This window comes from Streptomyces sp. NBC_00490 (assembly GCF_036013645.1).
GTDB lineage: Bacteria > Actinomycetota > Actinomycetes > Streptomycetales > Streptomycetaceae > Streptomyces > Streptomyces canus_F.
The window spans coordinates 6,039,982-6,065,690 of sequence record NZ_CP107869.1 but is presented as its reverse complement, the minus strand read 5'-3'; the positions used below and the strand labels follow the sequence as shown (position 1 = coordinate 6,065,690).

At 70.3% G+C, this 25,709-nt stretch carries 29 protein-coding genes and 3 tRNA genes; 7 read left to right on the top strand and 25 right to left on the bottom strand.

The features are described from left to right. Positions 1–702: 702 nt before the first annotated feature. The 7 genes from OG381_RS27720 to OG381_RS27690 form a co-directional block, all read right to left on the bottom strand. Entirely contained in the window at positions 703–2,154 is a 1,452-nt protein-coding gene (locus tag OG381_RS27720) for a DHA2 family efflux MFS transporter permease subunit (protein ID WP_327718790.1), read from the bottom strand. Positions 2,155–2,236: 82 nt separating this feature from the next. Then, a complete protein-coding gene (locus tag OG381_RS27715) occupies positions 2,237–2,806 on the bottom strand; it encodes a TetR/AcrR family transcriptional regulator (protein WP_327718789.1) in 570 nt (189 codons plus the stop codon). A 104-nt stretch (positions 2,807–2,910) separates the two neighbouring features. Continuing rightward, positions 2,911–3,339, bottom strand: a complete 429-nt coding sequence (locus tag OG381_RS27710; RefSeq protein ID WP_171147951.1) for a MaoC family dehydratase — start codon at positions 3,337–3,339, stop codon at positions 2,911–2,913. 5 nt (positions 3,340–3,344) lie between these two features. After that, positions 3,345–3,797 carry a MaoC family dehydratase N-terminal domain-containing protein gene (locus OG381_RS27705; RefSeq protein ID WP_046262533.1) on the bottom strand — a complete coding sequence of 151 codons (453 nt, stop codon included), beginning with the start codon at positions 3,795–3,797 and terminating at the stop codon, positions 3,345–3,347. Between the two features lie 106 nt (positions 3,798–3,903). After that, on the bottom strand, positions 3,904–4,068 hold the full coding sequence (gene rpmG, locus OG381_RS27700; protein WP_003948671.1) for a 50S ribosomal protein L33: 165 nt from the start codon (positions 4,066–4,068) through the stop codon (positions 3,904–3,906). A gap of 88 nt (positions 4,069–4,156) precedes the next feature. Beyond that, positions 4,157–4,229 (bottom strand) — tRNA-Met (locus OG381_RS27695). Positions 4,230–4,275: 46 nt separating this feature from the next. Beyond that, positions 4,276–4,348 (bottom strand) — tRNA-Thr (locus OG381_RS27690). A 293-nt stretch (positions 4,349–4,641) separates the two neighbouring features. On the opposite strand from OG381_RS27690, the gene OG381_RS27685 reads away from it, so the two are divergent. From OG381_RS27685 to OG381_RS27675, 3 genes are all read left to right on the top strand, one after another. Then, the gene (locus OG381_RS27685) at positions 4,642–5,898 is read left to right on the top strand and encodes an amidohydrolase family protein (RefSeq protein ID WP_327718788.1); all 1,257 of its coding nucleotides are present in this window, start codon (positions 4,642–4,644) and stop codon (positions 5,896–5,898) included. Between the two features lie 201 nt (positions 5,899–6,099). Further along, positions 6,100–6,756, top strand: coding sequence for an NAD(P)H-binding protein (locus OG381_RS27680; protein WP_327718787.1), 657 nt, complete (start codon positions 6,100–6,102; stop codon positions 6,754–6,756). 2 nt (positions 6,757–6,758) lie between these two features. Further along, positions 6,759–7,139, top strand: a complete 381-nt coding sequence (locus OG381_RS27675) for a nuclear transport factor 2 family protein (RefSeq protein ID WP_327718786.1) — start codon at positions 6,759–6,761, stop codon at positions 7,137–7,139. Between the two features lie 37 nt (positions 7,140–7,176). On the opposite strand, the gene OG381_RS27670 is transcribed toward OG381_RS27675, so the two are convergent. After that, on the bottom strand, positions 7,177–7,389 hold the full coding sequence (locus OG381_RS27670) for a hypothetical protein (RefSeq protein ID WP_327718785.1): 213 nt from the start codon (positions 7,387–7,389) through the stop codon (positions 7,177–7,179). 182 nt (positions 7,390–7,571) lie between these two features. Between OG381_RS27670 and OG381_RS27665 the strand changes: the two genes are divergently transcribed. Next, a complete protein-coding gene (locus OG381_RS27665) occupies positions 7,572–7,949 on the top strand; it encodes a class I SAM-dependent methyltransferase (RefSeq protein WP_327718784.1) in 378 nt (125 codons plus the stop codon). Positions 7,950–8,357: 408 nt separating this feature from the next. On the opposite strand, the gene OG381_RS27660 is transcribed toward OG381_RS27665, so the two are convergent. The 3 genes from OG381_RS27660 to OG381_RS27650 form a co-directional block, all read right to left on the bottom strand. Continuing rightward, complete coding sequence (locus OG381_RS27660) at positions 8,358–8,687, bottom strand: hypothetical protein (RefSeq protein WP_327718783.1); 330 nt, start codon at positions 8,685–8,687, stop codon at positions 8,358–8,360. Positions 8,688–9,157: 470 nt separating this feature from the next. Then, positions 9,158–9,382 carry a hypothetical protein gene (locus OG381_RS27655; protein ID WP_327718782.1) on the bottom strand — a complete coding sequence of 75 codons (225 nt, stop codon included), beginning with the start codon at positions 9,380–9,382 and terminating at the stop codon, positions 9,158–9,160. 44 nt (positions 9,383–9,426) lie between these two features. Continuing rightward, the gene (locus OG381_RS27650; protein WP_327718781.1) at positions 9,427–9,660 is read right to left on the bottom strand and encodes a hypothetical protein; all 234 of its coding nucleotides are present in this window, start codon (positions 9,658–9,660) and stop codon (positions 9,427–9,429) included. Between OG381_RS27650 and OG381_RS27645 the strand changes: the two genes are divergently transcribed. After that, positions 9,659–9,976 (top strand): hypothetical protein, encoded by a 318-nt coding sequence (locus OG381_RS27645; RefSeq protein WP_327722775.1) that lies wholly within the window; start codon positions 9,659–9,661, stop codon positions 9,974–9,976. The two genes, OG381_RS27650 and OG381_RS27645, sit on opposite strands and share 2 nt — an antisense overlap. A gap of 370 nt (positions 9,977–10,346) precedes the next feature. Here the strand turns inward: OG381_RS27645 and OG381_RS27640 are convergent. Continuing rightward, a tRNA-Tyr gene (locus tag OG381_RS27640) sits at positions 10,347–10,428 on the bottom strand. A gap of 235 nt (positions 10,429–10,663) precedes the next feature. Between OG381_RS27640 and OG381_RS27635 the strand changes: the two genes are divergently transcribed. Further along, complete coding sequence (locus tag OG381_RS27635; RefSeq protein ID WP_266888997.1) at positions 10,664–11,152, top strand: YajQ family cyclic di-GMP-binding protein; 489 nt, start codon at positions 10,664–10,666, stop codon at positions 11,150–11,152. A 113-nt stretch (positions 11,153–11,265) separates the two neighbouring features. Here OG381_RS27635 and OG381_RS27630 read toward each other — a convergent pair whose 3' ends face one another. Then, positions 11,266–11,532: a GlsB/YeaQ/YmgE family stress response membrane protein gene (locus tag OG381_RS27630; protein ID WP_046262857.1), complete on the bottom strand. Its 267-nt coding sequence runs from the start codon at positions 11,530–11,532 to the stop codon at positions 11,266–11,268. A 190-nt stretch (positions 11,533–11,722) separates the two neighbouring features. Between OG381_RS27630 and OG381_RS27625 the strand changes: the two genes are divergently transcribed. Further along, a complete protein-coding gene (locus tag OG381_RS27625) occupies positions 11,723–12,973 on the top strand; it encodes an APC family permease (RefSeq protein WP_327718779.1) in 1,251 nt (416 codons plus the stop codon). A gap of 331 nt (positions 12,974–13,304) precedes the next feature. On the opposite strand, the gene OG381_RS27620 is transcribed toward OG381_RS27625, so the two are convergent. The 12 genes from OG381_RS27620 to OG381_RS27565 form a co-directional block, all read right to left on the bottom strand. After that, the gene (locus tag OG381_RS27620) at positions 13,305–13,700 is read right to left on the bottom strand and encodes a YccF domain-containing protein (protein ID WP_266823342.1); all 396 of its coding nucleotides are present in this window, start codon (positions 13,698–13,700) and stop codon (positions 13,305–13,307) included. Then, positions 13,697–14,560: a zinc metalloprotease HtpX gene (htpX, locus tag OG381_RS27615; protein ID WP_327718778.1), complete on the bottom strand. Its 864-nt coding sequence runs from the start codon at positions 14,558–14,560 to the stop codon at positions 13,697–13,699. Before htpX ends, OG381_RS27620 begins: the two co-directional genes overlap by 4 nt. Positions 14,561–14,745: 185 nt before the next feature. Then, entirely contained in the window at positions 14,746–16,278 is a 1,533-nt protein-coding gene (locus OG381_RS27610) for an NADH-quinone oxidoreductase subunit N (protein ID WP_327718777.1), read from the bottom strand. Continuing rightward, positions 16,275–17,849, bottom strand: a complete 1,575-nt coding sequence (locus tag OG381_RS27605) for a complex I subunit 4 family protein (protein ID WP_327718776.1) — start codon at positions 17,847–17,849, stop codon at positions 16,275–16,277. Before OG381_RS27605 ends, OG381_RS27610 begins: the two co-directional genes overlap by 4 nt. A 6-nt stretch (positions 17,850–17,855) precedes the next feature. Then, positions 17,856–19,850 (bottom strand): NADH-quinone oxidoreductase subunit 5 family protein, encoded by a 1,995-nt coding sequence (locus OG381_RS27600; RefSeq protein WP_327718775.1) that lies wholly within the window; start codon positions 19,848–19,850, stop codon positions 17,856–17,858. Further along, on the bottom strand, positions 19,847–20,230 hold the full coding sequence (gene nuoK, locus OG381_RS27595) for an NADH-quinone oxidoreductase subunit NuoK (RefSeq protein ID WP_327718774.1): 384 nt from the start codon (positions 20,228–20,230) through the stop codon (positions 19,847–19,849). Before nuoK ends, OG381_RS27600 begins: the two co-directional genes overlap by 4 nt. Beyond that, entirely contained in the window at positions 20,230–21,027 is a 798-nt protein-coding gene (locus tag OG381_RS27590) for an NADH-quinone oxidoreductase subunit J family protein (protein WP_327718773.1), read from the bottom strand. Before OG381_RS27590 ends, nuoK begins: the two co-directional genes overlap by 1 nt. Next, positions 21,024–21,653 (bottom strand): NuoI/complex I 23 kDa subunit family protein, encoded by a 630-nt coding sequence (locus tag OG381_RS27585; RefSeq protein WP_327718772.1) that lies wholly within the window; start codon positions 21,651–21,653, stop codon positions 21,024–21,026. The genes OG381_RS27590 and OG381_RS27585 overlap by 4 nt, the downstream gene beginning before the upstream one ends. Beyond that, a complete protein-coding gene (locus OG381_RS27580) occupies positions 21,653–22,621 on the bottom strand; it encodes a complex I subunit 1/NuoH family protein (RefSeq protein WP_327718771.1) in 969 nt (322 codons plus the stop codon). Before OG381_RS27580 ends, OG381_RS27585 begins: the two co-directional genes overlap by 1 nt. Further along, positions 22,618–24,456, bottom strand: coding sequence for an NADH-quinone oxidoreductase subunit C (locus OG381_RS27575; RefSeq protein ID WP_327718770.1), 1,839 nt, complete (start codon positions 24,454–24,456; stop codon positions 22,618–22,620). Before OG381_RS27575 ends, OG381_RS27580 begins: the two co-directional genes overlap by 4 nt. Beyond that, positions 24,453–25,211 carry an NADH-quinone oxidoreductase subunit B gene (locus OG381_RS27570; protein ID WP_327718769.1) on the bottom strand — a complete coding sequence of 253 codons (759 nt, stop codon included), beginning with the start codon at positions 25,209–25,211 and terminating at the stop codon, positions 24,453–24,455. The genes OG381_RS27575 and OG381_RS27570 overlap by 4 nt, the downstream gene beginning before the upstream one ends. After that, on the bottom strand, positions 25,202–25,609 hold the full coding sequence (locus OG381_RS27565; RefSeq protein WP_327718768.1) for an NADH-quinone oxidoreductase subunit A: 408 nt from the start codon (positions 25,607–25,609) through the stop codon (positions 25,202–25,204). Before OG381_RS27565 ends, OG381_RS27570 begins: the two co-directional genes overlap by 10 nt. Positions 25,610–25,709 lie beyond the last annotated feature (100 nt).

Genomic DNA, 25,709 nt, shown 5'->3' with positions numbered 1-25,709 from the left:
CGTCCTCGGTCGGGCGGTGCTGTGGGTTGGGGATGTGCTCTTGGTTGGTCGCCCGACGCTGCGGGCGGACACCCCCCGGTACGTCCCCTGCTCGCCGTTGCGCAGGCGCGGGCCCGTCCCGCCTGGGGGCGGTGGGGCGCGTTTCCGCCTGAGGACGGCGCGCAAGTGCGGGTGGTGCCCCGCCGGGGCGCAGGAGACGGCTCTACGGTGGTCCGCGCGGCGCGGGCCGACCGGCCCGGCTTCCCCGGGACGGGGGCTCGCCATCCCGGTCCCCCACCCACCCGCAGGCGGCTGCACCTCTCGACGCCGGTCCAGGCATTTCAACCAGCCCGGCGTTCGAGGACCAGGGCCCGCCATCCCAATCCCCCGCCCACCCGTGTCTTTCAGCCCGTCCGGCGCCTGAGGACGAGGGTCTGCCGTCCCGGTCCCCACCCACCCGTAGGCAGCTGCGCCCCTCGACGCCGGTCCAGGTATTTCAGCCCGTCCGGCGTTTGAGGACGAGGCCCCTTCAGGGCCGATGGGGGTCCAGGGGGCGGAGCCCCCTGGGGCGGGGTCGAAGGGGCGGGGTCGAAGGGGCGGGGTCGAAGGGGCGGCAGCCCCTGGGGATGGGAACGGGTAAGGGCGGCGGGGGCGAAAAACGTCCGAGGCACGCCGCGCGAGACGGCCCCGCCCCGCAGGGCAGAGCCGTCTCGTGGTGTGAGGTCAGCCGGCGACGCTCTCCAGGACCGGCGCCCGCTCCTCCGTCACCGTGCCCACCGCAACCCGCACGGACCGCCTCGACGGGATCAGCAGAGCCGCGACACCCGCGAGCCCCACCACCGCCGCCCCCGTCACCAGCGCGGGCCGCAGACCGTCCACGAAGGTCTGACCCGTCTCGTAACCACCCTGGGCGGAGAAGATCGACCCCATGATCGCGATACCGAGGGCACCACCGACCTCCCGCAGAGCGTTGTTCGCACCGGACGCCACACCCTGCTCGGACCCCCGCACGCTGGACATGACCAGGTTGGAGGCGGGAGCGAAGAAGAGGGCCATGCCGATGCCGCTGATGATCAGGCCGGGCAGCTGGATCGAGTAGGAGGCGTCCGCCGTGATGACGTAGGCCAGGTAGCCGAGGCCTGCCGCCTGGAGGAAGAGGCCGGTGGCGACGACCGGCCGGCCGCCGATGCGGTCGGAGAGGATGCCCGCGATCGGCGCGACCAGCATCGGCATACCGGTCCACGGCAGCATCCGCAGCCCCGCCTCGGTGGGCGAGTACCCGAGAACACCCTGCATGTACTGGCTGAGCAGGAAGATCGACCCGAACATGCCGAGGAACATCAGAAGGCTGGCCGCGTTGATGCCGGCGAAGGCCCGGGAGCGGAACAGCCGCATGGGCAGCATGGGGTTCTTGGCACGGGCGCTGTAGAGGACGAAGCCGGCGAGGAGCGCCGTACCGGCGAAGAGGGAGGCCAGGACGAGGTTGTCCGTCCAGCCGTCGGCGGGGCCGCGCACGAGGCCGTAGACGATGCCGAAGAGGCCGCCGCTGGCGAGGAGGGTGCCGGGGATGTCGAGGGGCGCGCCGGTGCCGTAGGACTCCGCGAGGCGCAGACGGGCCAGGGGGAGGAGGGCGATGCCCAGCGGGACGTTCAGCCAGAAGATCCACTGCCAGGAGATGTGTTCGGTCAGGCTGCCGCCGATGAGGGGCCCGGAGGCCACCGCCAGTCCGTTGACGGCGCCCCAGATGCCGTACGCCATCCCGCGCTTGGCCGCCGGCACGGCCGCCGTCAGGAGGGTGAGGGTCAGCGGCATCATGACGGCCGCGCCCACGCCCTGGACCGCGCGGGCCACGATGAGGCTGTCGATGCCGGGGGCCAGCGCCGCCGCGGCGGACGCCCCGGTGAAGACGGCCAGTCCGGCGAGGAAGAGCCGGCGGCGGCCGAAGCGGTCGCCCAGGGCCGCGCCGAACATCAGCAGGACGGCGAAGGTGAGGGTGTAGGCACTCACCGTCCACTCCAGGTCGTGCAGTCCGCCGCCGAGGTCCTCGCGGATGGAGGGCAGGGCGGTGGTGACGACGAGGTTGTCGAGGGCCGCCATGAATCCGGCGACGCTGGTGATGACGAGAGCCCAGACGGCTCCCCCACGTGGTGACTTCCGTGCGGCTGACTGTGACATCGCTCCCCCAGAGCTTTCTGGATAGTTATTGATTACTAACTTTCGCGCTCAAGAAAAAAGGCGCCGATGACGCCTTTAACGCTCAGTGCTCCAGCCGGCCCTTGATCCGCGCCGACGGATACAGCCCTTCCCACACCCGGTGCCCGGGCGGAAAGCCCATGGCGACCAGGCAGTTGACGAGCATGCCGTACGCCAGGAAGGTCGTCGTGTCGTCGATGTCGGCACCCAGCGGCGGGTGGACCGTGTCCCACAGCCGCATCCAGCCGTCGCGCACCACCGTGCCGAACTCGTGGTCACCCTCCTGCTCGGCGGCCGCCACCGCGACGTACGTCTGCATCTGCATCATCAGCCGCTCCGGCCGCTCCGCGATGACCTTGGTGTACGCGTTCGCCATGGAATGCAGGGCCTCTTCGCCCTCCAGTCCCTCGGCGGCCTCCGCGAACGTCTGGATCGTGTCCTCCATGCACCGCTGGGCGGCCGCCAGGAAGATCGCCTTCTTGCCGGGGAAGAGCCGGAAGAGATACGGCTGCGAGACCCCGACCCGCTTGGCGATCACCTCGGTCGACGTGCCGTGGTAACCACCGCGGGCGAACTCGATCGTCGCCGCGCGGATCACGCTCTCGCGCCTTTCCTCTGCGCTCATCCTGACCATGTCCAGTAAGTTAGTACTCAATCACTAACCACGTCAAGAGGCTGCGTCGGAGAACAAGTAAGGGGCGCCCCGCCATGGAGGGCGCCCCTTACTTCACCCGCAGGTCAGGCCAGTCGTACGACCGCCCGGGACATCCCCAGCACCTTCTGTCCGGCGCTGGTCGCCGTGAGGTCCACGCGGACCGTGTTGTCGTCGAGCTTGGCCGCGACCTTGGCGCTGACCTCGATGACGGCGCCCTGGTCGTCGTTGGGGACGACGACGGGCTTGGTGAAGCGGACGCCGTACTCTGCGACGGCGGCCGGGTCGCCGACCCAGTCCGTCACCACGCGGATCGCCTCGGCCATGGTGAACATGCCGTGCGCGATGACGTCCGGCAGCCCGACCTCCTTGGCGAACTTCTCGTTCCAGTGGATCGGATTGAAGTCACCGGAGGCGCCCGCGTACTGGACGAGAGTGGCGCGGCTCACGGGAAAGGTCTGAGCGGGCAGTTCGGTGCCGACCTCGACGTCGTCGTAGGCGATCTTCGCCGTCATCTTCGTCACGCCCCCTCTGCCGCGCGCGCGACCAGCTTGGTCCAGGCCGTCACGACGTGCTCGCCGGCCTCGTCGTGAACCTCACCACGGATGTCCACGATGTCGTTGCCCGCCATGGACTTGATCGCCTCGATGGTCGAGGTGACCGAGAGACGGTCACCGGCGCGGACCGGGCGGGTGTAGGCGAACTTCTGGTCGCCGTGCACGACACGGCTGTAGTCCAGACCCAGCTGCGGGTCCGCCACGACCTGTCCGGCGGCCTTGAACGTGATAGCGAACACAAAGGTCGGCGGGGCGATCACATCGGGGTGACCGAGCGCCTTGGCGGCATCCGGGTCGGTGTACGCCGGGTTGGCGTCCCCCACGGCCTCCGCGAACTCGCGGATCTTCTCCCGGCCCACCTCATAGGGGTCGGTGGGCGGGTAGCTCCGCCCCACGAAGGACTGGTCGAGCGCCATGGGCTCGGCACCTCCTGGTGTCGATAACGAACGTTCGCTGAAGTGAGAGAAACGACGCGAGGCCGCCCCCTGGAGTACAGGGGACGGCCTCGTGTACGAGCCTGATTTATCGCGTTTCGCGGTGCGCGGTGTGCGCGTTGCAACGCGGGCAGTGCTTCTTCATCTCCAGTCGGTCCGGGTTGTTACGCCGGTTCTTCTTGGTGATGTAGTTCCGCTCCTTGCACTCCACGCAGGCCAGCGTGATCTTCGGGCGGACGTCGGTGGCAGCCACAGGAGTGCTCCTTGACGAACGGATGGGACGATTAACGCATGAAAGAGTAGCCGATCGAAGGACCGACCCCGCAATCGGCTACTGTCAGTAGCGGTGACCGGACTTGAACCGGTGACACAGCGATTATGAGCCGCTTGCTCTACCGACTGAGCTACACCGCTGTGATGCGATCGGTTCCCACCTTGCGGCGGGAACCTTTCACACCAGAGCCCCAATACGGAATCGAACCGTAGACCTTCTCCTTACCATGGAGACGCTCTACCGACTGAGCTATTGGGGCGAGCGATGAAGACATTACACGCTCGGCCGCCGTTCACCCAAATCCGTTTCGAGCCCTCGTCCATGGCCCGTCCGCGGCCCGTCCGAAGGGCCGTCCGGACGCTTGTCGGGCGGCTCCTCCAGGGACCTCCCACCAGCCTCTGAGGCCCCTCCCGTACGACGAACCACAGCCGGTACGACTATTGCGCTCCTCCCCGCCGCGAGCGGATCACCGCCCTAGGCTCGACTCACTCTGCGTGATCTTGCGTCCCCGTCCGCAGCCCCGAGCCACGAGCCTTGAGCCCCTGGAGCGCGATGCCCGACAGCCAGCCGCAGCCGCCCCCCTCCTCGTCCTCGCCGGGCCCGGCCGACGCCACGTCACTCCTGCTGTGCGGGGCGCGGCTGACCGACGGCCGGACCGTGGACGTACGGCTGGGCGACGGACGCATCGAGGCGGTCGGCACGGCGGGCAGCCTGGCGGCGGACGGCACGCGCGCGTGCGGCTCGCGGGTGGACCTCAGTGGCTATCTGCTGCTCCCGGCGCCGGTCGAGCCGCACATCCACGGCGACACGGCCCTGTCGGCCGACGAGGGCGGCCCGGTCTCCTACGACCCCCAGGACGTCCAGCGCAGGGCCACCGAGGCGGCCCTGCTGCAACTCGGGCACGGGGCGACCGCGCTGCGGGCACACGTGCGTGTGGGCGACGTCCAGGGGCTGGGCGCGCTGGCCGCCGTACTGCGGGCGCGGCGTTCGCTGCGCGGGCTCACCGAGCTGACCACGGTGGCGATGCCGCGGGTGCTGACCGGGGTGGCCGGGGCGGAGGGGCTCGCGGTACTGCGGGACGCGGTGAAGATGGGCGCCTCGGTGGTGGGCGGCTGCCCGGACCTCGACCCCGATCCGACGGGGTATGTGCAGGCGGTGCTGGATGTCGCCGCCGAGCAGGGCTGCCCCGTCGATCTGCACACCGACGGCACCGACCCGGCCCGCCTCTCCCGCCTCGCGGCGATGGCCGGCGGACTGCGTCCCGGGGTGACCATCGGCCCGTGCGGCTTCCTGGGCCGGCTGCCCTCCGAGATCGCCTCCCGCACCGCCGACCAACTCGCCGCGGCCGGGGTGACCGTGGTGTGCCTGCCGCAGGGCGGCTGCGGGGGCGTGGAGCGGCGCGGTACGGCTCCGGTACGGCTGCTGCGTGCGGCCGGGGTACGGGTGGCGGCCGGCAGCGGCGCACTGCGGGACGTGTCGAACCCGGTGGGCCGCGGGGATCCGCTGGAGGCGGCCTATCTGCTGGCCTCGCGGTACGGCCTGCGCCCCGAGGACGCCTACGACGCGGTGAGCACCTCCGCCCGGGCCGTCCTAGGGCTGCCCGAGGTGCGCGTGGAGGCGGGATTTCCGGCCGAGTTGCTGGCGGTGCGCGGCGATCGGCTCGCGGGGGCGCTGTCGCTGGCGTACAGCCGGATCGTCGTGCACCGGGGGCGCGTGGTGGCGCGGACGAGCGCGGTGCGGGAGTTCTGCGACTCGGCGGTGGCGGTGGAGTTGGGGCTGCCGCGGCAGGGGCGGGGGGAGTCGCCGTAGGCGGGTACAGGTCGGGCGAGTGCGGCTTGGGCGAGTGCGGGTTGGGTGCGGGTTGAGTGCGGATCGGGTGGGGGTGGGCGTCCCGCGCGGTTCCCCGCGCCCCCGATGCCGGCGACGACCCGCGCGACCAGCCATGACTGCGGCGCACTCACCCGACAACCGAACTCGGCAATCACATCCGTTCCGGCGTACGGTCGACGCATGCGCATTGTCATCGCTGGTGGTCATGGTCAGATCGCGCTGCGGCTGGAGCGGCTGCTCGCCGCGCGCGGGAACGAGGTCGCGGGAATCATCCGCAAGGCCGAGCAGGGCGACGACCTGCGGGAGGCCGGTGCCGAACCGGTGCTCCTGGATCTGGAGTCGGCCTCGGTCGAGGAGGTCGCGGCCCAGCTGCGGGGCGCGGACGCGGCGGTCTTCGCGGCGGGCGCGGGCCCTGGCAGCGGCGCGACCCGCAAGGACACGGTGGACAAGGGTGCGGCGGTGCTGTTCGCGGACGCGGCGGTCCTGGCCGGCGTACGGCGTCATGTGGTCGTGTCGTCGATGGGCGCCGATGCGAACCACCAGGGCGACGACGTCTTCGACGTCTACCAGCGCGCCAAGGGCGAGGCCGACGACCACGTCCGCGGGCTCGACGCCCTGGACTGGACGATCCTGCGCCCCGGCGCGCTGACGAACGACGCCGGTACGGGCCTCGTACGGCTCGAGGCACGCACGGGTCGCGGTCCCGTCACGCGGGACGATGTGGCCGCCGTGGTGGCGGAGTTGCTGGAAACCCCGGCGACGGCCGGTCTGACCCTGGAGCTGGTCGCCGGGTCGACGCCGGTGTCGGTGGCGGTGAAGGCCGTGGCCGGGAACTGAGGGTGGCCGCGGAGGGGGTGCCGACCGCGCAGGAGGAACTGCTGCGGCGGATGTACGAGGTCTTCTCGACCGACGAGCGGGACGCCTTCGTACCGCACTGCCTGGCCCCGGACGTGGACTGGCCGAACGTCCTGGACGGGGTCCGGTTGCACGGGCGAGCGGCGGTACAGGCGTACTGGGCGCGGCAGTTCGCGACCGGGCATCCCCTCGTACGGCTGGAAGGGCTACGGCTCGACGGGGACGGTGCGTCGGTGGTGGCGAGCGTCCGCCAGGGGATGCGGGACGCGGCCGGGGATCACTGGGCGGACGGGACGGTCGAGCACGTGTACCGGTTCGACGGGGACGGGCTGGTGGCTCGTACGGATGTGCGAGCCGGGTCGTGAGAATCGTCCGCCGACAGTCGTAGGAACCAGCCAGCCATCAGAACAGGGGCATCTGCCCCGGCATGTCGGGGACCAGGTAACCGTCCAACGACGGTTGGGCCGCGCCCAGTTGGGCCTGGCGGCGGGAGCCCGGGCAGGACGTGAGCGCGCCGTTCTCGCGGGCGCCGGGCGGGTCGTGTCGCGCGAAGCGACCGGCGACGACGGCGATCTCGCGGCGGCATTCGGGGCAGTTCCTACGGCGGCTGGACATGTGATCAGTGTGCCCCGCGCGAGGCGGTGTCGTGCATGCCGGACGGGTGGCAGCCGGGGGCGGCGCCGCGAGGGCGAGGACGTCGATCCGGCCGCCCTCGGGCCACCTGACACGACTCACGGAGACTCCATGGACGAGGACGACGGCACGGATTCGACGGACTCGCCGAGGCGTACGAACGTATGGCCACGACTTTGCCGCTGCGCGAGTACGTCGAGGCCCACACCTTGTTCGGGCTGCTGGACGATGTCGAGGGCAGGGCCGTCCTGGACCTGGGCAGTGGCAGTGGCCTCTACACGCGCCGGCTGCGCGAGCTCGGCGCCTCGGCCGTGGCCGGGATCGACAGCGCCGAGGGCGTGCTCGACTTCGCCCGGCGCCGCGCGGCAGCCGCGGGACTCGACATCACGTACCTGGCGCGTGCGGCCACGGTCCCGCCCGCCGTGGGCGATCCCGAGCTGGACGGCCGCTTCGATTCGGCAGCGTCGGCTGAGTGTGGTCGCGGGACTCGGCCGAGGGGTCGCGGTGCACGGCGAGGGGCAGCACTGGGCCAACTACCTTGAGATTCTTCATGCGTTGTACGTCGAGTGTGCGGTGTGAGGCGGGGCGGCCGGGGCAGTCGGGCGGCGCGGTGAACTGGAGCCGCCCTGCGCGAACTTGGCCTGCAATCCGGGCTACGAGGCACAGTCGAGTGGGGGCGACGGAGCCCACGCGCCGCGCTGCCTTCCGCTACCTCTTTCATGTGATGGGCAGGCGGGGGTCGGCAAGACCTCGTTGATCGGGCAATGGGACTTCTCCGCCCGGGAGTCGGGGTGACGACCGCCTACCTCGACGGTGACGTGCACAGTGTCGTCGAGGCGATGGAGGCAATCAGCACCCGGCTGAAGCGGCTGCCGAGCTGCCGAGCTGCCGAGCTGCCGAGCTGCCGAGCTGCCGAGCTGCCGAGCTGCCGAGCTGCCGAGCTGCCGAGCTCAGGGTGAGGGCGTGAAGCCGGTGGAGAGGTTCAGGTGGAACGGGGAGCCCGGAGCCGTGGGGGTCCAGCCCTCGCGAAGAGCACGCTGGATGGTCTGGGCAACGTCGGACGGCAGTACGGGCTTGGCTTCGCGCCCGAACCAGTTGCTCGGGTGCGGCTGGTCGGTGGTGACCACGAGCGTTGCCCCGGGAATGTCTGCGTGCTCGACTGCGAAGGTGCAGGGTGTCCAGGCAAGTGCCTGGAAGTAGGTCGGCCTGCGTCGCAACCGCCAGCGGTAAGCCGTACCGTCGACGACGATGCGTCGCGATCCCTTGCGGCCCAGCGCCATGGCTCCTCCTCGACTCCGAGAATGCTAGCCAGCCTTGCCCGCCCGGGCGTCTCAGTTTCCGTCTCATGCAGCCCCGTTCACGGTCGCTCATCGAGGGCCGCGCGCCGATTTCGCCTCAGGGGTGGCCACCCATGAACCCAGGTGAACACGCTGGGAATGCGTGTGGGTCAGTCGCTGCATACTGCCTCGCCTGCTGGCCGCGGCCCGCGTATGGTCGCGCGTCGGGAGGGACTCGCTGAAGACGGCACGGGGTTGTGCCGGAGACTGAGGGACCGTGAGCAGGAGGCGTCTACGAGTTGTGCTCTGACGATCTCGTGGCCGAGCTCAACGGCCAGTCGGACCACGCGCGGATCACCGCGCTGATGAAGCGGTACCGGACGCAGAAGCGGTAGGTGACTCCCACTCGGCGGAGGTTCGGCTCCTCTCCCCTTGAATCGCCCTTCTCTTTGAGGTGTGTTGCCTTCGGCGTGTCAGCTGCCCGACTCCGGGCCCCAGCGCTCGGGCCCTGCTCCCCGCCAGTCGATCCATGGTGACTCGGCCACCTCTGCCGGGTCGATCTCCAACCCCGCTCGGCGGAGGAACTCCGCGATGTCGACCACGTTGTGGGCCAACCCGAGGATCTCGCCGTCCACGCGCACGCGCCGGCCGCCGGTGAGTGAGGGCGGATGCACAATCACGCGAATCGGTCCGGACATACCTTCAGGATCATCCGAGCCCCGCGGGCCCGCATTCCAGGACGTCATTGATGAGGCCGCCCCTTCACGTCCCCGTCCAACCGTCCCAGTTCACGCAACTCGCACCAACCCGCGGGGCCTTGACGTCGATGCTGCCAGTAGCGATGGAAGAACAGCTGAGTCGACAACCGGTACAGGCTGCGGCGGAGCTCGGTGCGGCCGGGCCGCTCGGCGAGCTGTCGATAGGTGGCACTCCACTCCTGCTGGGCCTGGACGAGGTCGTCTGGGAACGGTCGCATGACCGAATTCAATCATGTGTTCGATTTATTGGGCCAGCAAGAGGATCGCATTCGGTGGCTCGGCGGCGGCTCGGCGATGCGCCTGAGCGTGCGGTGCCGAGGATCGCCGGCACTGCCGCTGGCCCTGCTCGCCGGCCACGGCCAACAGGGCGCCTGCGTTCCCGGCCGGACGGTCAACCGGATGACTGGGGCCTACCGCGGTGAAGCCAAGGTGGACGTGTCCGTGGCCAAGAGCGGCACCAGTTCCCTCGAAGTCTCGGGCAGCGGGCGAGTGGTAGGCCGGGGCAATCCTCGCGAAGGCAAAGACCACCATTAGCGTCAAGGTCGCGGGGAGCGCAACCGTCGCCACCGGACACACGCACTCTCACGACATCAACAGAAGCAAGTACGGCCATCAGCAGTACGGTTCGTGGGGCTACAAGGCGACCTGGAAGAGGTGGCGCTCCGGCGGCGGCACCTTTGAACCGCTCATAGCTCAGCGACCATCCCCGCATCGAGCACGACGACGTTGACGCAGTCCGGCGTGACCCATATGCGGCCCGGAACCTCTGATCAACCCCGAGATCCACGCGTCACAGCGTGAGACAAGTCACCCTGTTTCGATTCGACTCAAACGATCACCCCGGAACACGAAGAGACCCCCTCCGAACCGCGTTTCCGCAGTTCGGAGGGGGTCTACCTTCATGTGGCGGCGCCAGGATTCGAACCTGGGAAGGCTGAGCCGGCAGATTTACAGTCTGCTCCCTTTGGCCGCTCGGGCACACCGCCGGGGTTTGCTGCCCTTCGAACCGTCTTTCGGCGGTGCTCCGTGGCAACGACGTAAACAATACCCGATGTGGAGGGGTGCTTCGCCACCCGATTGATCAGCGCTCCGGGGGCGTGGGGTGGCTAGGCTTGTCCGGGTGCGGCCCGGGACTGTACCGGGCTCGGCGGCTGCCCTACTACGCCGATGCGCACCCGACACGCACCCCGATACGCCCCCTGATACAAGGAGCCACAGGACATGGCCGACTCCAGTTTCGACATCGTCTCGAAGGTCGAGCGGCAGGAGGTCGACAACGCCCTCAACCAGACCGCCAAGGAGATCTCCCAGCGCTACGACTTCAAGGGCGTGGGCGCCTCGATCTCGTGGTCCGGCGAAAAGATCCTCATGGAGGCGAACTCCGAGGACCGGGTGAACGCTGTCCTCGACGTCTTCCAGTCCAAGCTGATCAAGCGCGGGATCTCGCTGAAGGCGCTGGACGCCGGTGAGCCGCAGCTGTCCGGCAAGGAGTACAAGATCTTCGCGTCGATCGAGGAGGGCATCTCCCAGGAGAACGCGAAGAAGGTGGCGAAGATCATCCGTGACGAGGGTCCGAAGGGTGTGAAGGCCCAGGTCCAGGGCGACGAGCTGCGTGTCAGCTCGAAGAGCCGTGACGACCTGCAGACCATCATCTCCCTGCTGAAGGGCAAGGACCTCGACTTCGCCGTCCAGTTCGTGAACTACCGGTGAGCGACGCCTGATTCGGTCGCGCGTCGAGCAAGGAAGCGCGTGGAACCACGAGAAAGGGTGGGCACCTGGCCGGTGCCCACCCTTCTCGCCTGCTGGCTGCGGTTCAGGGGTGCTCAGTTGCGCGAGTTGCCGAACAGGATGCGGTAGCCGATCAGGAGGACGAGTGAGCCTCCGATCGCGGCCGCCCAGGTGGTGCCGTCGTAGAAGTTCTTGGTGACCGGGTGGTCCAGCCAGCGGGCCGATATCCAGCCGCCGATGAACGCGCCCGTGATGCCGATGAGGGTCGTTCCGATGAAGCCGCCCGGGTCGCGGCCCGGCAGCAGGAACTTGGCGATGGCCCCGGCCAGAAGTCCCAGGATGATCCAACCGATGATGCTCATGCCCTGAACCTGCCCTTCCGTGCTGTGCCCGCACTGTCCCGGCGCTGTGATTCTGGTCCCGTCCGGCTGTGCGCTCACAGGGTGTGCGTGGTGCGTTCGTCGCCTGGCGACGGCACTTGTTCGTACCGTGTTACCGAACAGGACGTCATGGATGCACCGGGCGGTTGCGCTGATCAGTAGGGTGCGGCCCATGACACCCTCCAGTTCCCCTTCCGAGCTGCGACGCACCCTGGGTGTGGGGGACGCCGTGGTCATCGGGCTCGGCTCCATGGTCGGGGCCGGCATCTTCGCCGCTCTGGCACCCGCGGCCGGCGCGGCCGGGTCCGGGCTGCTGCTCGGGCTCGCGGTCGCCGCCGTGGTCGCCTACTGCAACGCCACGTCGTCGGCACGGCTGGCCGCCCTCTATCCCGCCTCCGGCGGCACGTATGTCTACGGGCGCGAGCGGCTCGGTCCGTTCTGGGGTTATCTCGCGGGCTGGTCGTTCGTGGTCGGGAAGACGGCCTCCTGTGCGGCGATGGCGCTCACCGTGGGCGCGTACGTCTGGCCGGAGCAGGCGCACGCCGTGGCGGTCGCGGCCGTGGTGGCGCTGACCGCGGTGAACTACGGCGGGGTACAGAAGTCCGCGTGGCTGACGCGGGGAATCGTGGCAGTCGTGCTGGCTGTCCTCGCTTCCGTGGTGGTCGTGTGTCTGGGCTCCGGGGCGTCCGAGGCCGGGCGGCTGGACAGCGGGGCATCGGGTGGCCTGGGCGGGGTGCTGCAGGCCGCTGGTCTGTTGTTCTTCGCGTTCGCCGGGTACGCCCGGATCGCGACTCTGGGGGAAGAGGTACGGGATCCCGCGCGCACCATCCCGCGTGCGATCCCGCTGGCTCTGGGCATCGCGTTGGGCGTGTACGCGTGTGTGGCGGTGGCTGTCCTTTCTGTGCTGGGAGCGGAGGAACTGGGGCAGGCGGGCGCACCGCTGGCCGACGCGGTCCGTGCCGCAGGCGTGCCGGGGCTGGTGCCGGTTGTGCGGGTGGGTGCCGCCGTGGCTGCGCTGGGCTCGTTGCTCGCGCTGATCCTGGGTGTCTCTCGGACGACGTTGGCCATGGCTCGTGACCGTCATCTGCCCGGCGCGCTGGCGGAGGTGCATCCGCGGTTCCAGGTGCCGCACCGGGCGGAGCTGGCCGTGGGCGCGGTGGTCGCGGTTCTTGCCGCCACGGTGGATGTGCGGGGCGCGATCGGGTTCTCCTCCTTCGGTGTGCTGGCGTACTACGCGGTGGCCAACGCCTCGGCCTGGACGCTCGGTTCCGCTCCGACGGCACGGGTGGTGCCGGCGGTGGGGCTCCTCGGGTGCGTGGTGCTGGCGTTCGCGCTGCCGGGGGTGTCGGTGGCCGTGGGCGCGGGTGTGCTGGTGGTGGGTGTGGTGGCGTACGGCGTACGGCGGTGGCTGGCGGCGCGGTGAAGTGACGTACGCCGACGGATGGGGCGACCGGCCGTGCCGGCACCGTACTTGGCGCCCGCGTACGCCAAGTGCCCGTCAGGCCGCGTGTATATGGATGGCGGGCAGCTCAGCGTGCTGCTGGACGGCTATGTACGCACGGCGAGGGCCGGTGTGGTCATGAGACTCGGGGGAAGTGCGGGCCCACGGGCGGGCGTTACGCATCCCGGCATTCCCCTGCCCGCAACTGCTCGTTCGCGGTCATGGGTTCATGATGCGGGCCGCCACTGACATTCGGGCGGCCCTGTGGACAACCGTCGGGCTGTGGAAAACCCTGTGCCGTGCCCGTACCCGCCTACCAGCGTGAGGAGAACGGCTGGTCGGTCGACACGATCTCGCGGCCCAGCGGAAGCAGCGAGACCGGGATCAGCTTGAAGTTGGCGATGCCGAACGGGATACCGATGATCGTGACGCACAGGGCGATGCCCGTGACGATGTGGGCCAGAGCCAGCCACCAGCCCGCGAGGACCAGCCACAGGACGTTTCCGACGCAGGAGGGGGCGCCGGCGTCACGGCGTTCGACCGTCGTGTACCCGAAGGGCCACAGGGCGTAGACGCCGATGCGGAAAGCGGCGATGCCGAAGGGGATGCCGATGATCGTGATGCACAGCAGCACACCGGCGAGCAGATAGCCGAGGAACAGCCAGAAGCCGCTCAGCACGAGCCAAATGACGTTCAGGATGGTTTTCACTGGTGGCGACCTGCCATCTTCTCAAGGCGGGCAATGCGGTCCGCCATCGGCGGGTGCGTGGAGAACATCTTCGAGAATCCCTGGCCCGGACGGAAGGGGTTCGCGATCATCATGTGGCTCGCGGTCTCGATTCGCGGCTCCGGGGGCAACGGAAGCTGCTTGGTGCCCATCTCGAGCTTGCGCAGCGCGCTGGCCAGGGCCAGGGGGTCGCCGGTCAGCTGGGCGCCGGACGCGTCGGCCTCGTACTCCCGCGAGCGGCTGATGGCCAGTTGGATGACGCTCGCGGCGAGCGGGCCCAGGATCATGATGAGCAGCATGCCGAGGATGCCGGGGCCGTCGTCGTCGCTGGAGCGGCCGATGGGGATCAGCCAGGCGAAGTTGACCAGGAACATGATCACGGAGGCGAGGGCTCCGGCCACGGAAGAGATCAGGATGTCGCGGTTGTAGACATGGCTGAGCTCGTGGCCGATGACACCGCGCAGTTCGCGCTCGTCGAGGATGCGCAGGATGCCGTCCGTGCAACAGACGGCGGCATTGCGCGGGTTGCGGCCCGTCGCGAACGCGTTCGGGGCTTCCGTCGGGGAGATGTACAGGCGCGGCATGGGTTGGCGGGCCTGGGTGGAGAGTTCGCGGACCATGCGGTAGAGCGCGGGGGCCTCGAACTCGCTGACCGGGCGGGCGCGCATCGCGCGTAGCGCCAGCTTGTCGCTGTTCCAGTACGCGTACGCGTTGGTCCCCAGGGCGATCAGGACAGCGACCACGAGCCCCATACGGCCGAAGAAACTGCCGATGACGATGATGAGTGCGGACAGTCCCCCGAGGAGTACTGCGGTCCTGAGCCCGTTGTGCCGGCGGTGCACGGTACGCCCTCCAAATCGTGCAGCAGGGGAACCCTTTGCGTGCTGATCTGCGGTCCTTCTGGTGTCACCACCAGTGGACCCTCCTGTTCTTGTCAACGCCAGGCGAGAGCAGCTAGTTCCCTTGTGCGTACGGAGGCGGACGTGAGCCATCCGGGTGAGGGCTCGGGAGTTGTCCGGCCGTGGGCTCAGAAGAGGCCGGTGTCGGTGAAGCGCAGGATCAGCTGGGGCGCGCCCGACAGGGCGATTCCGAGGACGCCGGTGAGGGCGATGGCCGCGGTGAGCGGGGCCGGGATCCGGTGCCGTGCGGGTTCGCCTTCCGGGGCGCGGAACAGCAGGGCCGTCCACTGGAGGTAGTAGAACAGCGCGATCACGACGTTGGCGGCCATGACCACGGCGAGCCAGCCGAGGCCCGCGTCGACGGCCGCCGAGAAGACGGTGACCTTCGCGAAGAGGCCGATGATACCCGGCGGCAGTCCGGCGAGGCAGAGCAGGAAGAAGGCCAGGAGGAGGGCGGCCAGGGGGTTCGAGGCGTACAGGCCGCGGTAGTCGGTGAGGCGGTTGAGGGCTCTCGTACGGCCGACCAGGGCGGCCACCGCGAAGGCACCGAGGTTCACGGCGGCGTACATGAGGGCGTAGGCGACGGTGGAGCCGACGGAGCGCTCGGCGTCGTCGGAGTACGCGGCGGCGGCGATCGGCACGAGGAGGTAGCCGGCCTGGCCGACGGAGGACCAGGCGAGCAGCCGTACGGCGCTGTACGCGCGCGTGGTCTGCTGTCGGAGGGCGCCGACGTTGCCGACGGTCATGGTGAGGGCGGCCAGGGCCGCGAGCGCCGGGCCCCAGACGTCGGCGTACGACGGGAGGGCGACGACCGTGACGAGGATCAGGCCTGAGAAGCCGACCGCCTTGCCGACGACCGACAAGTAGGCGGCGATGGGGAGCGGCGCCCCTACGTAGGTGTCCGGGACCCAGAAGTGGAAGGGGACGGCGGCCGTCTTGAAGGCGAAGCCGACGAGGGTGAGGACGACGCCGGTCTGGGCAAGGGTGTGGAGCTGGCCGTCGACGTTCTGGATGCGGTCGGCGATCTGGGTCAGGTAGAGGGTGCCGGTGGAGGCGTACACGAAGCTGATGCCCATGAGGCTGACCGCGGTCGCGGTGACCGAGGACAGGAAGAACTTCAGGGCCGCTTCGGAGGACTTGCGGTCGCCGTGGCGCAGGCCGACGAGGGCGAAGGCCGGCAGGGAGGCGACCTCCAAGGCGACGATCAGGGTCGCCAGGTCGCGCGAGGCGGGCAGGAGGGCGGCGCCGGCGGCGGAGGAGAGCAGCAGGAACCAGTACTCCCCTTCGGGGAGTCCCTTGTCGGCGTCCTTGAGGGCGGTGACGGACAGGAGCGCTGTCAGCAACGCTCCCCCGAGCACCAGGAGCTGCAGGACGAGGGTGAAGCGGTCCGCGGTGTAACTGCAGACGTCGGGAGCGCCGGTCAGGCAGAAGGTGGCGCGGTCGCCGTCCAGGAGGGGCAGCAGCATCGCCGTGGAGGCGGCGAGACCCGCGACGGACAGCCAGCCGAGCAGCGCCTTCTTGTGGTCGCCGATGAAGAGGTCCGCGACGAGGGCGACGAGGCCGACGACCGCCGCGATGGTGGGCGGTGCGATGGCGAGCCAGTCGACGGACTGGACGAGGTTGGCGGCCATCGGCTGGGCCATGGAGGCCAGGGAGCTCATCGGGTGCCTCCTGCGAGCAGCTGCTGTACGGCCGGGTCGGTCAGACCGAGGAGGGCCTTCGGCCACAGGCCTGCCACGACGGTGAGGGCGACGAGCGGCGTCCAGGCCGCGAACTCGTACGTGTGGACGTCGGCGAGTTTCGGGGCGTCCTGCGGTACGGCGCCCATGCAGACGCGGCGGACCACGACGAGGAGGTACGCGGCCGTGAGGAGGGTGCCGAAGGCCGCGATCGCCATGAACGTGAGGAACGCCGGGCGGCTGAGGCCCTCTGCGGGATCGAACGCGCCGAACAGCGCCAGCATCTCGCCCCAGAACCCGGCGAGGCCCGGCAGTCCGAGGGAGGCGACCGCGGCGAACGCGAGCAGGCCGCCGAGGCGCGGGGCCTTCCCGTACAGCGCGGCGCCGGTCTGCTCGGCGAGGGCGTCGAGGTCGGTGCTGCCCGTACGGTCCTTCAGCGCGCCGACCAGGAAGAACAGGAGGCCGGTGATGAGGCCGTGGGCGATGTTGGCGAACAGGGCGCCGTTCACGCCGGTCGGGGTCATCGTGGCGATGCCGAGCAGGACGAAGCCCATGTGGCCGACGGACGAGTAGGCGATGAGGCGCTTGAGGTCACCCTTCGCGCCCTGCTTGGCGAGGGCGAGGCAGGCCAGGGATCCGTAGATGATGCCGACGACGGCGAAGGCCGCGAGGTAGGGCGCGAAGTCACGGAAACCGTCCGGCGCGATGGGGAGGAGAATCCGGACGAACCCGTATGTACCCATCTTCAGCATGACGCCTGCCAGCAGGACCGAGCCGACGGTCGGCGCGGCGGTGTGGGCGTCCGGCAGCCAGCTGTGCAGCGGCCACATCGGGGTCTTCACCGCGAGCCCGATCCCGATCGCCAGAACCGCGATGACCTGCACGGATGAGGTGAGGGACCGGCCGTTGTCAGTGGCGAGTGCCACCATGTCGAATGTGCCCGCCTTGATCCCGATCAGGAGCAGGCCGAGCAGCATGACGACCGAACCGAGCAGCGTGTAGAGGATGAACCGCCAGGCGGCCTGGGTCCGGCCCGCTCCGCCCCAGCGGGCGATGAGGAAGTACATCGGGATGAGCACCATCTCGAACGCGAGGAAGAACAGCAGCAGATCGAGGACGGCGAAGGTCGCGAGCGTGCCGGACTCGAGGACGAGCAGCAGCGCGACGAATGCCTTCGGGGTCGGGCCCGCGGGCATCTTGAAGTACGAGTAGAGCGCGCAGAGGAAGGTCAGCAGCGCGGTCAGGACCAGAAGGGGGAGGGAGATGCCGTCGATGCCGAGGTGGATGCGCACGTCGAGTGCGGGGATCCAGCTGATGTCGGTCGTGGCCTGCATCTTCGACGGGTGGTCGTGGTCGAAGCCGAGCGCGAGGACGATCGCTGCGATGAGAACCACGCCGGTCGCGGTCACGCCGTGCCGCAGTACCGCCTGCTCGGGCGACTTCCCCTTCAGTCCCGGCGGGGCCGGCAGGAGAGCGGCGACCGCGCCGAGGAGCGGGCCGACGACGAGGAACGCCAGAAGGAACTGCATCACGGACTCGTTGATATCGATCACGCCTGCTCACGCTCCCGTGGCGACGAGGACGGCGGCGACCACCAGGACGACGGTGCCGGCGAGCAGCGCGCTCACATAGGTCTGCACATTTCCGGTCTGGGCACGCCGTACGGCCGTGCCCAGCAGTCGGGGTAGAGCGCCCGCGCCTCGTACGTAGGTCTCGACGACCTCGCGGTCGAGGAACCGGACGAGGGTGGCGCCGGCCTGCACCGGGCGGACGAAGAGGGCCGAGTACACGGCGTCGAGGTGGAAGCCGACCGCCGCGTGCCGGTGCAGCGGGCCGAGCAGGAGGCGGCCCGGGTCCGAGGGGTCGGGTGCGTAGGCCACGTCTCCGTACGCGGGCTCGTGGCTGGCGATGGCCTCGGCCTCGACGAGTCCGGCGTCACCGTCCGGGTGGGCGGCGACCGCACCCAGCGGGACGCGGTCGGCGAGCACGGTGGTGTGCCGCCAGGCGGCGTAGGTCACGATGCCGCCGACCAGGGCGATGCCGGTGCCGACGACGGACGTGGTGAGGGTCGGGGCGAGGTCGTTGCCGTCGAACCAGTCCGGGAGCACGCGGTAGGCGAACGCGCCGACGGCGAGGGACGGGATCGCGAGAACCCACAGGACCGTGGTCATGGTGAGCGGCTGGCGGCCGTGGTCGGGGGCCTCCGCACCCCGGCCGTGGAAGGCCAGCAGCCACAGACGCGTCGCGTACGCCGCGGTGAGCAGGGCCGTGAGCAGACCGGCGACGAGGACGAGCCAGCCCGCGGCGCCGGGGACGTACTCGGTGTGGCCGGTGACGACGTGCTCGGCGGCTCCGAGGACGGACTCCTTGGAGAAGAAGCCGCTGAAGGGCGGGATCGCGGCGAGCGCGAGGAGGGCCACGGTCATCGTCCAGAAGGCGTCCGGCACGCGGTCGCGGAGGTGGCCCATGCGGGACATGGCGGCCAGCGAGTTGGTGCCGGCGGCGTGGATGATCACGCCGGCCGCGAGGAACAGCAGCGCCTTGAAGGCGCCGTGCGACAGGAGGTGGAAGACGGCGGCACCGCGGTCGCCGACGGCGAGGGCGCCGGTCATGTAGCCGAGCTGGCCGATCGTCGAGTAGGCGAGGACGCGCTTGATGTCGTCCTGGGCGAGTGCGGCGAGCGCCGAGCCGACCATCGTGACGGCGGCCATCACGGCGAGGACCGTCATCGCGGCCCGCGAGGCCTCGAAGACCGGGAGGAGACGGGCGATGAAGTAGACACCGGCGGCGACCATGGTCGCGGCGTGGATGAGCGCGGAGACGGGCGTCGGGCCCGCCATCGCGTCCGGGAGCCAGGTGTGCAGCGGGAACTGCGCCGACTTTCCGGCCACGCCCGCCAGGAGCAGCAGGGCGATCAGGGTCGGGTTGTCGAGCCCGCCGTGCGCGACGGCGCCGAGGACCTTCGTGATGCGGAAGGAGCCGGCGTCGGTGGCGAGCGCGAACAGGCCGATCAGGAACGGGACATCGCCCAGCTTGGTGACCAGGAAGGCCTTGATGGAGGCGGCGCGGGCCTCCGGGGTCTCCCAGTAGTGACCGACCAGGAAGTACGAGCAGATGCCCATGATCTCCCAGCCCACCAGCAGCACCATCAGCTCGCCCGAGTAGACGACGAGGAGCATCGCGGCGGTGAAGAGGGAGACGAGGGCGGCGTAGGAGGGGTAGCGCGGGTCGTCGCGCAGGTAGCCCGTCGAGTAGATCTGCACGCAGGTGGCGACGAGGCCGACGAGTACGGCGACCAGGGCGGCGAAGCCGTCGATGTGCAGGGCGAGTTCGATGGGGATCGAGCCGGTGGGCGTGAGCTCGGTGGCGGCGTTCACGGCCTCGTCGCCGCCCTGGCGTACGGCGACCACGGCGGCCAGCACGAGGGAGGCGAGCGCCGGCAGGACGGCGAGCGGACGGACGAAGCCGGGTGCCGTGCGGCCCAGGAGCAGGCCGGCGGCCGCGCCCAGGAAGGGAAGGAGGGGGACGAGGACGGCGAGGGTGGTGGTGGTCACGCGGTGGCCTCAGCCTTCTCGGCCGCGGGGGCGTCGGAGTCGTCGGCGTGGTCGGGCTCGTGGCCCTCGGCGGTGTCGCGGAGTCTGTCGATGTCCGAGGTGCCGCGGTTGCGGTACACGGCGAGGACGATCGCCAGGCCGATGCCGATCTCGGCGGCGGCGATGGCGATGGTGAACAGGGTCAGGGCCTGGCCGGAGTGGAGGGTCTCCTCGGCGGTCCTGCTGAGCCAGACGTCGAAGGCGACCAGGTTGAGGTTGACGGCGTTGAGCATCAGCTCGACCGACATCAGGACCAGGATCGCGTTGCGGCGCGCGAGGACGCCGTACAGGCCGGTGCAGAACAGGAGGGCGGAGAGTACGGCGGGATAGGCGAGGTGCATCAGCGGGCGCCTTCCTGCTCGGCCGGGGTGCCGGGCTCGGCCGGAGTGGTGCGCTCGGCGTGGGCGCTGGGCTCGGGCGGTTCGGTTCGCTCGACCGGCCTGTTTCGCCCGATCGGGTGATTACGGGAATTCGGTGCGGATGGGGAACTACCGGTCGCGGGCCGGGAGTTCACAGGGGGAGAGCTCGACTCCGCCTTCGCCTTGCGGGACAGGACGATCGCGCCGACCAGTGCGGCGAGGAGGAGGACGGAGAGGGCCTCGAAGGGGAGGACCCAGTTCTGGAAGAGGCTCGCTCCGGTGGCCTCGGTGGAGCCGGCGGCGGGGCCGTCCAGGTCGATCCAGGTCGCGCGGAACGCATCGACGACGACCCACACCAGGGCGGCGGCCGAGGCGACGGCGACCGTGAGGGCCGCCCAGCGGTTGCCGGAGTCGGCGTCCGGGGAGCGGCCGATGGGCGCCTTGGTGAGCATCAGACCGAAGAGGAGGAGTACGACGACGGAACCCACATAGATGAGGACCTGCACCCAGGCGATGAACTCCGCGGTGAGCAGGAGGTATTCGACGGCGAGACCGCCGAGGGTCACCACCAGCCACAGGGCGGCGTGCACCAGCTGCCGGGTGGTGACGGTGACGAGGGCGGCCCCGAAGGTGACCAGGCCGACGAGGAGGAAGGCGATCTCGACGCCGGTCGGCGAGAGGAACCCGTGGGTTTCGGCGGCGGCGATGACACCGGCGTGAGCCTTGCCCGGCGTGCCGTGCGCCGTGGTGGCCGTGGCGATGGCTGCGGCGAGGGTCATGACGCACCCCCCTCGGGTGCGGTCGGCCCGGTCGACGGTCCGGTCGACGGCCCGGACCGGGGCTCGGTCGGTTCGGCCTGGGCCGCTGCCAGTTTCTCGGCGGTCTTGCGGGCGGCCGCGATCTCCTTCGGCTCCTCGGCCGCGGGGTCGAGGGCCGGCGGGGCCGGGACGGTCCACATCCACTCACGGAGCTTGTCGCGTTCATGGGTGAGTTCGCGGATGTCGGTCTCGGCGTACTCGAACTCCGGTGACCAGAACAGGGCGTCGAAAGGACAGACCTCGATGCAGATACCGCAGTACATGCACAGGGAGAAGTCGATGGCGAAGCGGTCGAGGACGTTGCGGCTGCGCTCCCGGCCGCCGGGGGCGGCAGCCGGGACCGTCTCCTTGTGGGAGTCGATGTAGATGCACCAGTCCGGGCACTCCCGGGCGCAGAGCATGCAGACCGTGCAGTTCTCCTCGAACAGGCCGATGACACCGCGGGTGCGGGGCGGGAGGTCGGGCTGGACGTCGGGGTACTGCTCGGTGACGGTCTTCTTCGTCATCGTCCGGAGGGTGACGGCCAGGCCCTTGGCGAGACCGGCGCCGGGAAACCGGGACCGGGTGGGCGGAAGCGACTCGGCCATCAGGAGATCACCACCTTGACGATGCCGGTGAGGGCGATCTGAGCGAGGGAAAGGGGGACGAGGAGGGTCCAGGCGAGCTTCTGGAGCTGGTCCTCGCGCAGGCGGGGATAGGTCACACGCAGCCAGATGACGAGGAAGGCGAGGATCGCGGCCTTCAGCAGGGTCCAGACCCAGCCCAGGCCGTCGGCGCCCCACGGGCCGTGCCAGCCGCCCAGGAAGAGGACGGTGGTCAGGCCGCAGAGGACGACGATCCCGGCGTACTCGGCGAGGAGGAACAGAGCGAAGCGGAGGCCGGTGTACTCGGTGTAGGCACCGAAGATGATCTCCGAGTCGGCGACCGGCATGTCGAAGGGCGGGCGCTGGAGTTCGGCGAGGCCGGCGACGAAGAAGACGATCGCGCCGACGATCTGCCAGGGCAGCCACCACCACTCGAAGGCGTCGAGGATGCCGGGGAGGGAGACCGTGCCGGCCGCCATGGCGACGGAGGCGGCGGTCAGGAGCATCGGGAGTTCGTAGGCGAGGAGTTGGGCGGCGGTGCGGAGACCGCCGAGGAGGGAGAACTTGTTGGCGCTGGCCCAGCCGGCCATGAGTGAGCCGAGGACACCTACGCCCATGACGGCCAGGACGAAGAAGACGCCGGCGTCGACGACCTCGCCGACCGCGCCCTCGCCGGGGCCGATGGGGATGGCGAGGAGGATCAGGAGGTAGGGCAGGAGGGCGACCGCGGGGGCGAGTTGGAAGACACGGCGGTCCGCGCCCGCGGGTACGACGTCTTCCTTCTGCACGAACTTGACGCCGTCCGCGACGAGTTGGGCCCAGCCGTGGAAGCCGCCGGCGTACATGGGGCCGAGGCGACCCTGCATGTGAGCCATGACCTTGTGTTCGGTCTGGCCGACGATCAGGGGGAAGGTGAGGAAGACGACGAAGACGATCAGGAGTCGCAGGGCGACGTCGAGAGCGTCGTTCACTGCGGGCCTCCTGCGGGGTTCTCGGGAGTTGCGGGGTTTTCGCGAGTTGCGGGGTCTTCGGGCGCTTCAGGGACTTCGGGCTCTACGGAGGTTCCCGGGGGTTCTTCGGGGGTGGGGGTGGAGTCCGCCTCGGGGATCGGGGTCGGGGCAGGCGCGGGGGTGGAGGCCACGGTGGGCGGGGTCTCCGGCTCAGCCTTCGACTCCGGGTGCGGCTTGGCCACCGGCCCCGGTTCAGAGGGCTCCGGCCCCGGCTCAGAATCCGCCTCGGCCTCCGGCTCCGGCTCCGACTCGGGCGTCGGCCGCTGCTGGGTCACTGGCTCGGACTCCTGGTGCAGCCCGACCTGTGGGCGCGGTTCGGCCTCTGGTCGAGGCTGCGGCTCCGTGCGCGGTTCCGGCCCAGTGGAGGGTTCGGGCCCAGTGGACGGTTCGGGCCCCGTGCGCGGTTCGGTCTCCCGCTGGGGCTGGGTTCCGGGCTCGGGTCGGGTGTCGGGCTCCGGGAGGGGTTTGGCCTCGGGCTTTTGGTCGGTTGCCGGCTCGTCGAAGGCCGGGCGGGCGTGGTGCCACGGGGCGTCGGGGCTGCGGGGGGCCGTGGCGGGCTTCGGGGGTGTGGCCTCGGCGCTCGGGGTGTCCTCGGTCGGGGCGGGCGACGACGGGGCGTCGGGTGTGGTCCGTTGGGTCGCGGAGCCGTCCGAGGCGCTGCGGGATCGGCGTGGGCCGGAGGGGGTGGTGTCCGGTCCGGGGCGCTGGGATGCCGAGCCCTCGCCCGCGCTTCGCGCACGACGCGGTCCGGTCGGCGTGCCGGTGCCCGACGGAGCGTCGTCGGTGCCCGGGGTCGGAGGCTCGGGGGCCGCGGCGGTTCGGTCGGCGGGTCCCTCCGCGGCAGTACGGGCGCGACGCGGGCCGGCCGCCGTACCCGAAGGGGCGGGCGTCTCCGACTGCCTTGCCGAGCCTTCAGCCGCCGTTGCCCCGGCCCGATCCGCCGAGTCCTCGGCCGGCGTACCGGCGCCACGTGGCCCAGTCGTCGGCGTGCCCGGGGACGAGGGCGTCTCCGTCTGGCTGGCTGAGCCCTCCGCCGCGGTGCGGGCACGGCGCGGCGCGGCAGCCGGAGTCGCGGCCTCCTCCGCCTGACTCGCCGAACCCGCAGCCGCGGTGCGAGCGCGACGTACCGGGCGTTCGCCGGCAGCTCGGGCCGGGCGTTCTCCCGCTGCCCCGGTTGCTGTCGCTCGGGCTCCGGCGGCTCGGGCGGGGCGGGTCGGGGCTGGGGGGAGCTGGCCTTTGAGGGGGCCCCATTCGTTCGGGTCGGGGACGCCTGGGGGGAGCATCTGGCGGCGTTTGGGGCCGCCGTGGTCGGACTCGCCCGGTTCCTTGGCGCCGGGCCAGGCCTTGGCGACCCGGGCTGCCAGGACGAAGTCCTTGCGCAGGGGGTGGCCCTCGAAGTTCTCGGGGAGGAGGAGGTGGTCCAGGGCGGGGTGGCCCTCGAAGACGACACCGAACATTTCGTGCGTCTCGCGTTCGTGCCAGGCCGCGCCCGCGAACACGTCCACGGCGCTGGGCAGGGTCGGGGACTCGTGCGGGACGGTGGTGCGCAGCAGCAGTCGGCGTACCGGTGAGAGGGCCGCGAGGTGTACGGCGACGCGGAAGCCCGTGCCCGGTTCATCGACCGCGCTCAGCCAGTCGAAGTAGGTGCAGCCCAGTTCGTCGCGTGCCGTCTCCAGCGCCGTGATCCAGGACGCCGGCGGCACGTCCACCGTCAGGACCTCGTACGACTCCTCGGCCGTGGCCTCCGCGCCGAAGAGTTCCTCGGCGGGGGCAGGCAGCCAGCCGACCGCGGTCATCGTTCCTCCCGGGACGCCGGGCCGTCGGACGAACCGGTAGCCGGGCCCGAGGCGGGGCCGGACGTCGGGCCCGAGGCGGAGTCAGAAGCCGTACCGGATGCAGGGCCTGGAGCCGACTCCGAACCCCCGCTCGGAGGCGACCCGGCCGCCGAGCCCGAAGCCTCTTCCGAAACCGCCCCCGGACCCCGTACCAACCCGCTCTGCAGCGCGGCCGTCGACGCCCGCCCGCCGGTCACCCCGTACCGCTCGCCCAGCGACTCTCGGGCGATCTTCTCCTGGAGTTTGAGGATGCCCTGGAGGAGGGCTTCGGGGCGGGGTGGGCAGCCGGGGACGTAGACGTCGACCGGGATGATCTGGTCGACGCCCTTCGTCACGGAGTACGAGTCCCAGTAGGGACCGCCGCAGTTGGAGCAGGCGCCGAAGGAGATGACGTACTTGGGCTCGGGCATCTGCTCGTAGAGGCGCTTGACGGCGGGGGCCATCTTGTCGGTGACCGTGCCGGAGACGACCATGAGGTCGGCCTGGCGGGGGCCCGGTGCGAAGGGGATCACGCCGAGGCGGATGAAGTCGTGGCGGGCCATCGACGCGGCGATGAACTCGATCGCGCAGCAGGCGAGGCCGAAGTTGAAGACCCAGAGCGAGTAGCGGCGGCCCCAGTTGAGGACCACCTTCATCGGCTCGGGAGCGAGGCGGGCCAGGGCGCCCAGCCGTTTCGGCTCGGGGAGCAGCACCGGTTCCGAGGGGGTCACGTCCATGTCAGGACGCCCTTCTTGTATGCGTACAGCAGACCCACGGCCAGGAAGCCGAGGAAGATGAACATCTCTACGAGTGTGGCCGCGCCATAGCCGGGGGCGGCGAAGACCGTGGCCCACGGGAACAGGAAGATCGAGTCGACGGCGAAGATGACGTAGAGGAAGGCGTAGACGTAGTAGCGGACCTGGGTGTGTGCCCAGCCCTCGCCGACGGGGTCGACGCCGCACTCGTACGTCAGGAGCTTCTCGGGGGTCGGGACGACGGGGCGCAGCAGGCGGGCCGCGCCGAAGGCCACGGCGACGAACAGCACGCCGACGACGGCGAGCAGTCCGACGACCGAGTACGACTGGAAGTAGTCCGCCGCAACGACGACGGTCGACCCGACGGTCTGTGCCGGCACGTCCGACCCCTCGCTCCCTGTGAACACACCGAAGATGCTGGACACCCGCTGTTCGACGATCTGTACGCACGGGAGTCTAGGGCCTGCTAAAGAGACCGTA

Excerpts from the sequence above, each read along its gene's own strand:
- OG381_RS27660 (WP_327718783.1), bottom strand. The coding sequence starts at position 8,687 with ATGGCGCTGGGCCGCAAGGGATCGCGACGCATCGTCGTCGACGGTACG.
- OG381_RS27665 (WP_327718784.1), top strand. The coding sequence starts at position 7,572 with ATGGCCACGACTTTGCCGCTGCGCGAGTACGTCGAGGCCCACACCTTG.
- OG381_RS27635 (WP_266888997.1), top strand. The coding sequence starts at position 10,664 with ATGGCCGACTCCAGTTTCGACATCGTCTCGAAGGTCGAGCGGCAGGAG.
- OG381_RS27705 (WP_046262533.1), bottom strand. The coding sequence starts at position 3,797 with ATGGCGCTCGACCAGTCCTTCGTGGGGCGGAGCTACCCGCCCACCGAC.
- OG381_RS27710 (WP_171147951.1), bottom strand. The coding sequence starts at position 3,339 with ATGACGGCGAAGATCGCCTACGACGACGTCGAGGTCGGCACCGAACTG.
- OG381_RS27585 (WP_327718772.1), bottom strand. The coding sequence starts at position 21,653 with ATGGCCGAGTCGCTTCCGCCCACCCGGTCCCGGTTTCCCGGCGCCGGT.
- nuoK (WP_327718774.1), bottom strand. The coding sequence starts at position 20,230 with ATGCACCTCGCCTATCCCGCCGTACTCTCCGCCCTCCTGTTCTGCACC.
- OG381_RS27670 (WP_327718785.1), bottom strand. The coding sequence starts at position 7,389 with ATGTCCAGCCGCCGTAGGAACTGCCCCGAATGCCGCCGCGAGATCGCC.
- OG381_RS27630 (WP_046262857.1), bottom strand. The coding sequence starts at position 11,532 with ATGAGCATCATCGGTTGGATCATCCTGGGACTTCTGGCCGGGGCCATC.
- OG381_RS27685 (WP_327718788.1), top strand. The coding sequence starts at position 4,642 with ATGCCCGACAGCCAGCCGCAGCCGCCCCCCTCCTCGTCCTCGCCGGGC.
- OG381_RS27650 (WP_327718781.1), bottom strand. The coding sequence starts at position 9,660 with ATGCGACCGTTCCCAGACGACCTCGTCCAGGCCCAGCAGGAGTGGAGT.
- OG381_RS27645 (WP_327722775.1), top strand. The coding sequence starts at position 9,659 with ATGACCGAATTCAATCATGTGTTCGATTTATTGGGCCAGCAAGAGGAT.
- OG381_RS27575 (WP_327718770.1), bottom strand. The coding sequence starts at position 24,456 with ATGACCGCGGTCGGCTGGCTGCCTGCCCCCGCCGAGGAACTCTTCGGC.
- OG381_RS27680 (WP_327718787.1), top strand. The coding sequence starts at position 6,100 with ATGCGCATTGTCATCGCTGGTGGTCATGGTCAGATCGCGCTGCGGCTG.
- OG381_RS27715 (WP_327718789.1), bottom strand. The coding sequence starts at position 2,806 with ATGGTCAGGATGAGCGCAGAGGAAAGGCGCGAGAGCGTGATCCGCGCG.
- OG381_RS27590 (WP_327718773.1), bottom strand. The coding sequence starts at position 21,027 with ATGACCCTCGCCGCAGCCATCGCCACGGCCACCACGGCGCACGGCACG.
- OG381_RS27570 (WP_327718769.1), bottom strand. The coding sequence starts at position 25,211 with ATGGACGTGACCCCCTCGGAACCGGTGCTGCTCCCCGAGCCGAAACGG.
- OG381_RS27720 (WP_327718790.1), bottom strand. The coding sequence starts at position 2,154 with ATGTCACAGTCAGCCGCACGGAAGTCACCACGTGGGGGAGCCGTCTGG.
- OG381_RS27610 (WP_327718777.1), bottom strand. The coding sequence starts at position 16,278 with ATGAGCTCCCTGGCCTCCATGGCCCAGCCGATGGCCGCCAACCTCGTC.
- OG381_RS27625 (WP_327718779.1), top strand. The coding sequence starts at position 11,723 with ATGACACCCTCCAGTTCCCCTTCCGAGCTGCGACGCACCCTGGGTGTG.
- OG381_RS27655 (WP_327718782.1), bottom strand. The coding sequence starts at position 9,382 with ATGTCCGGACCGATTCGCGTGATTGTGCATCCGCCCTCACTCACCGGC.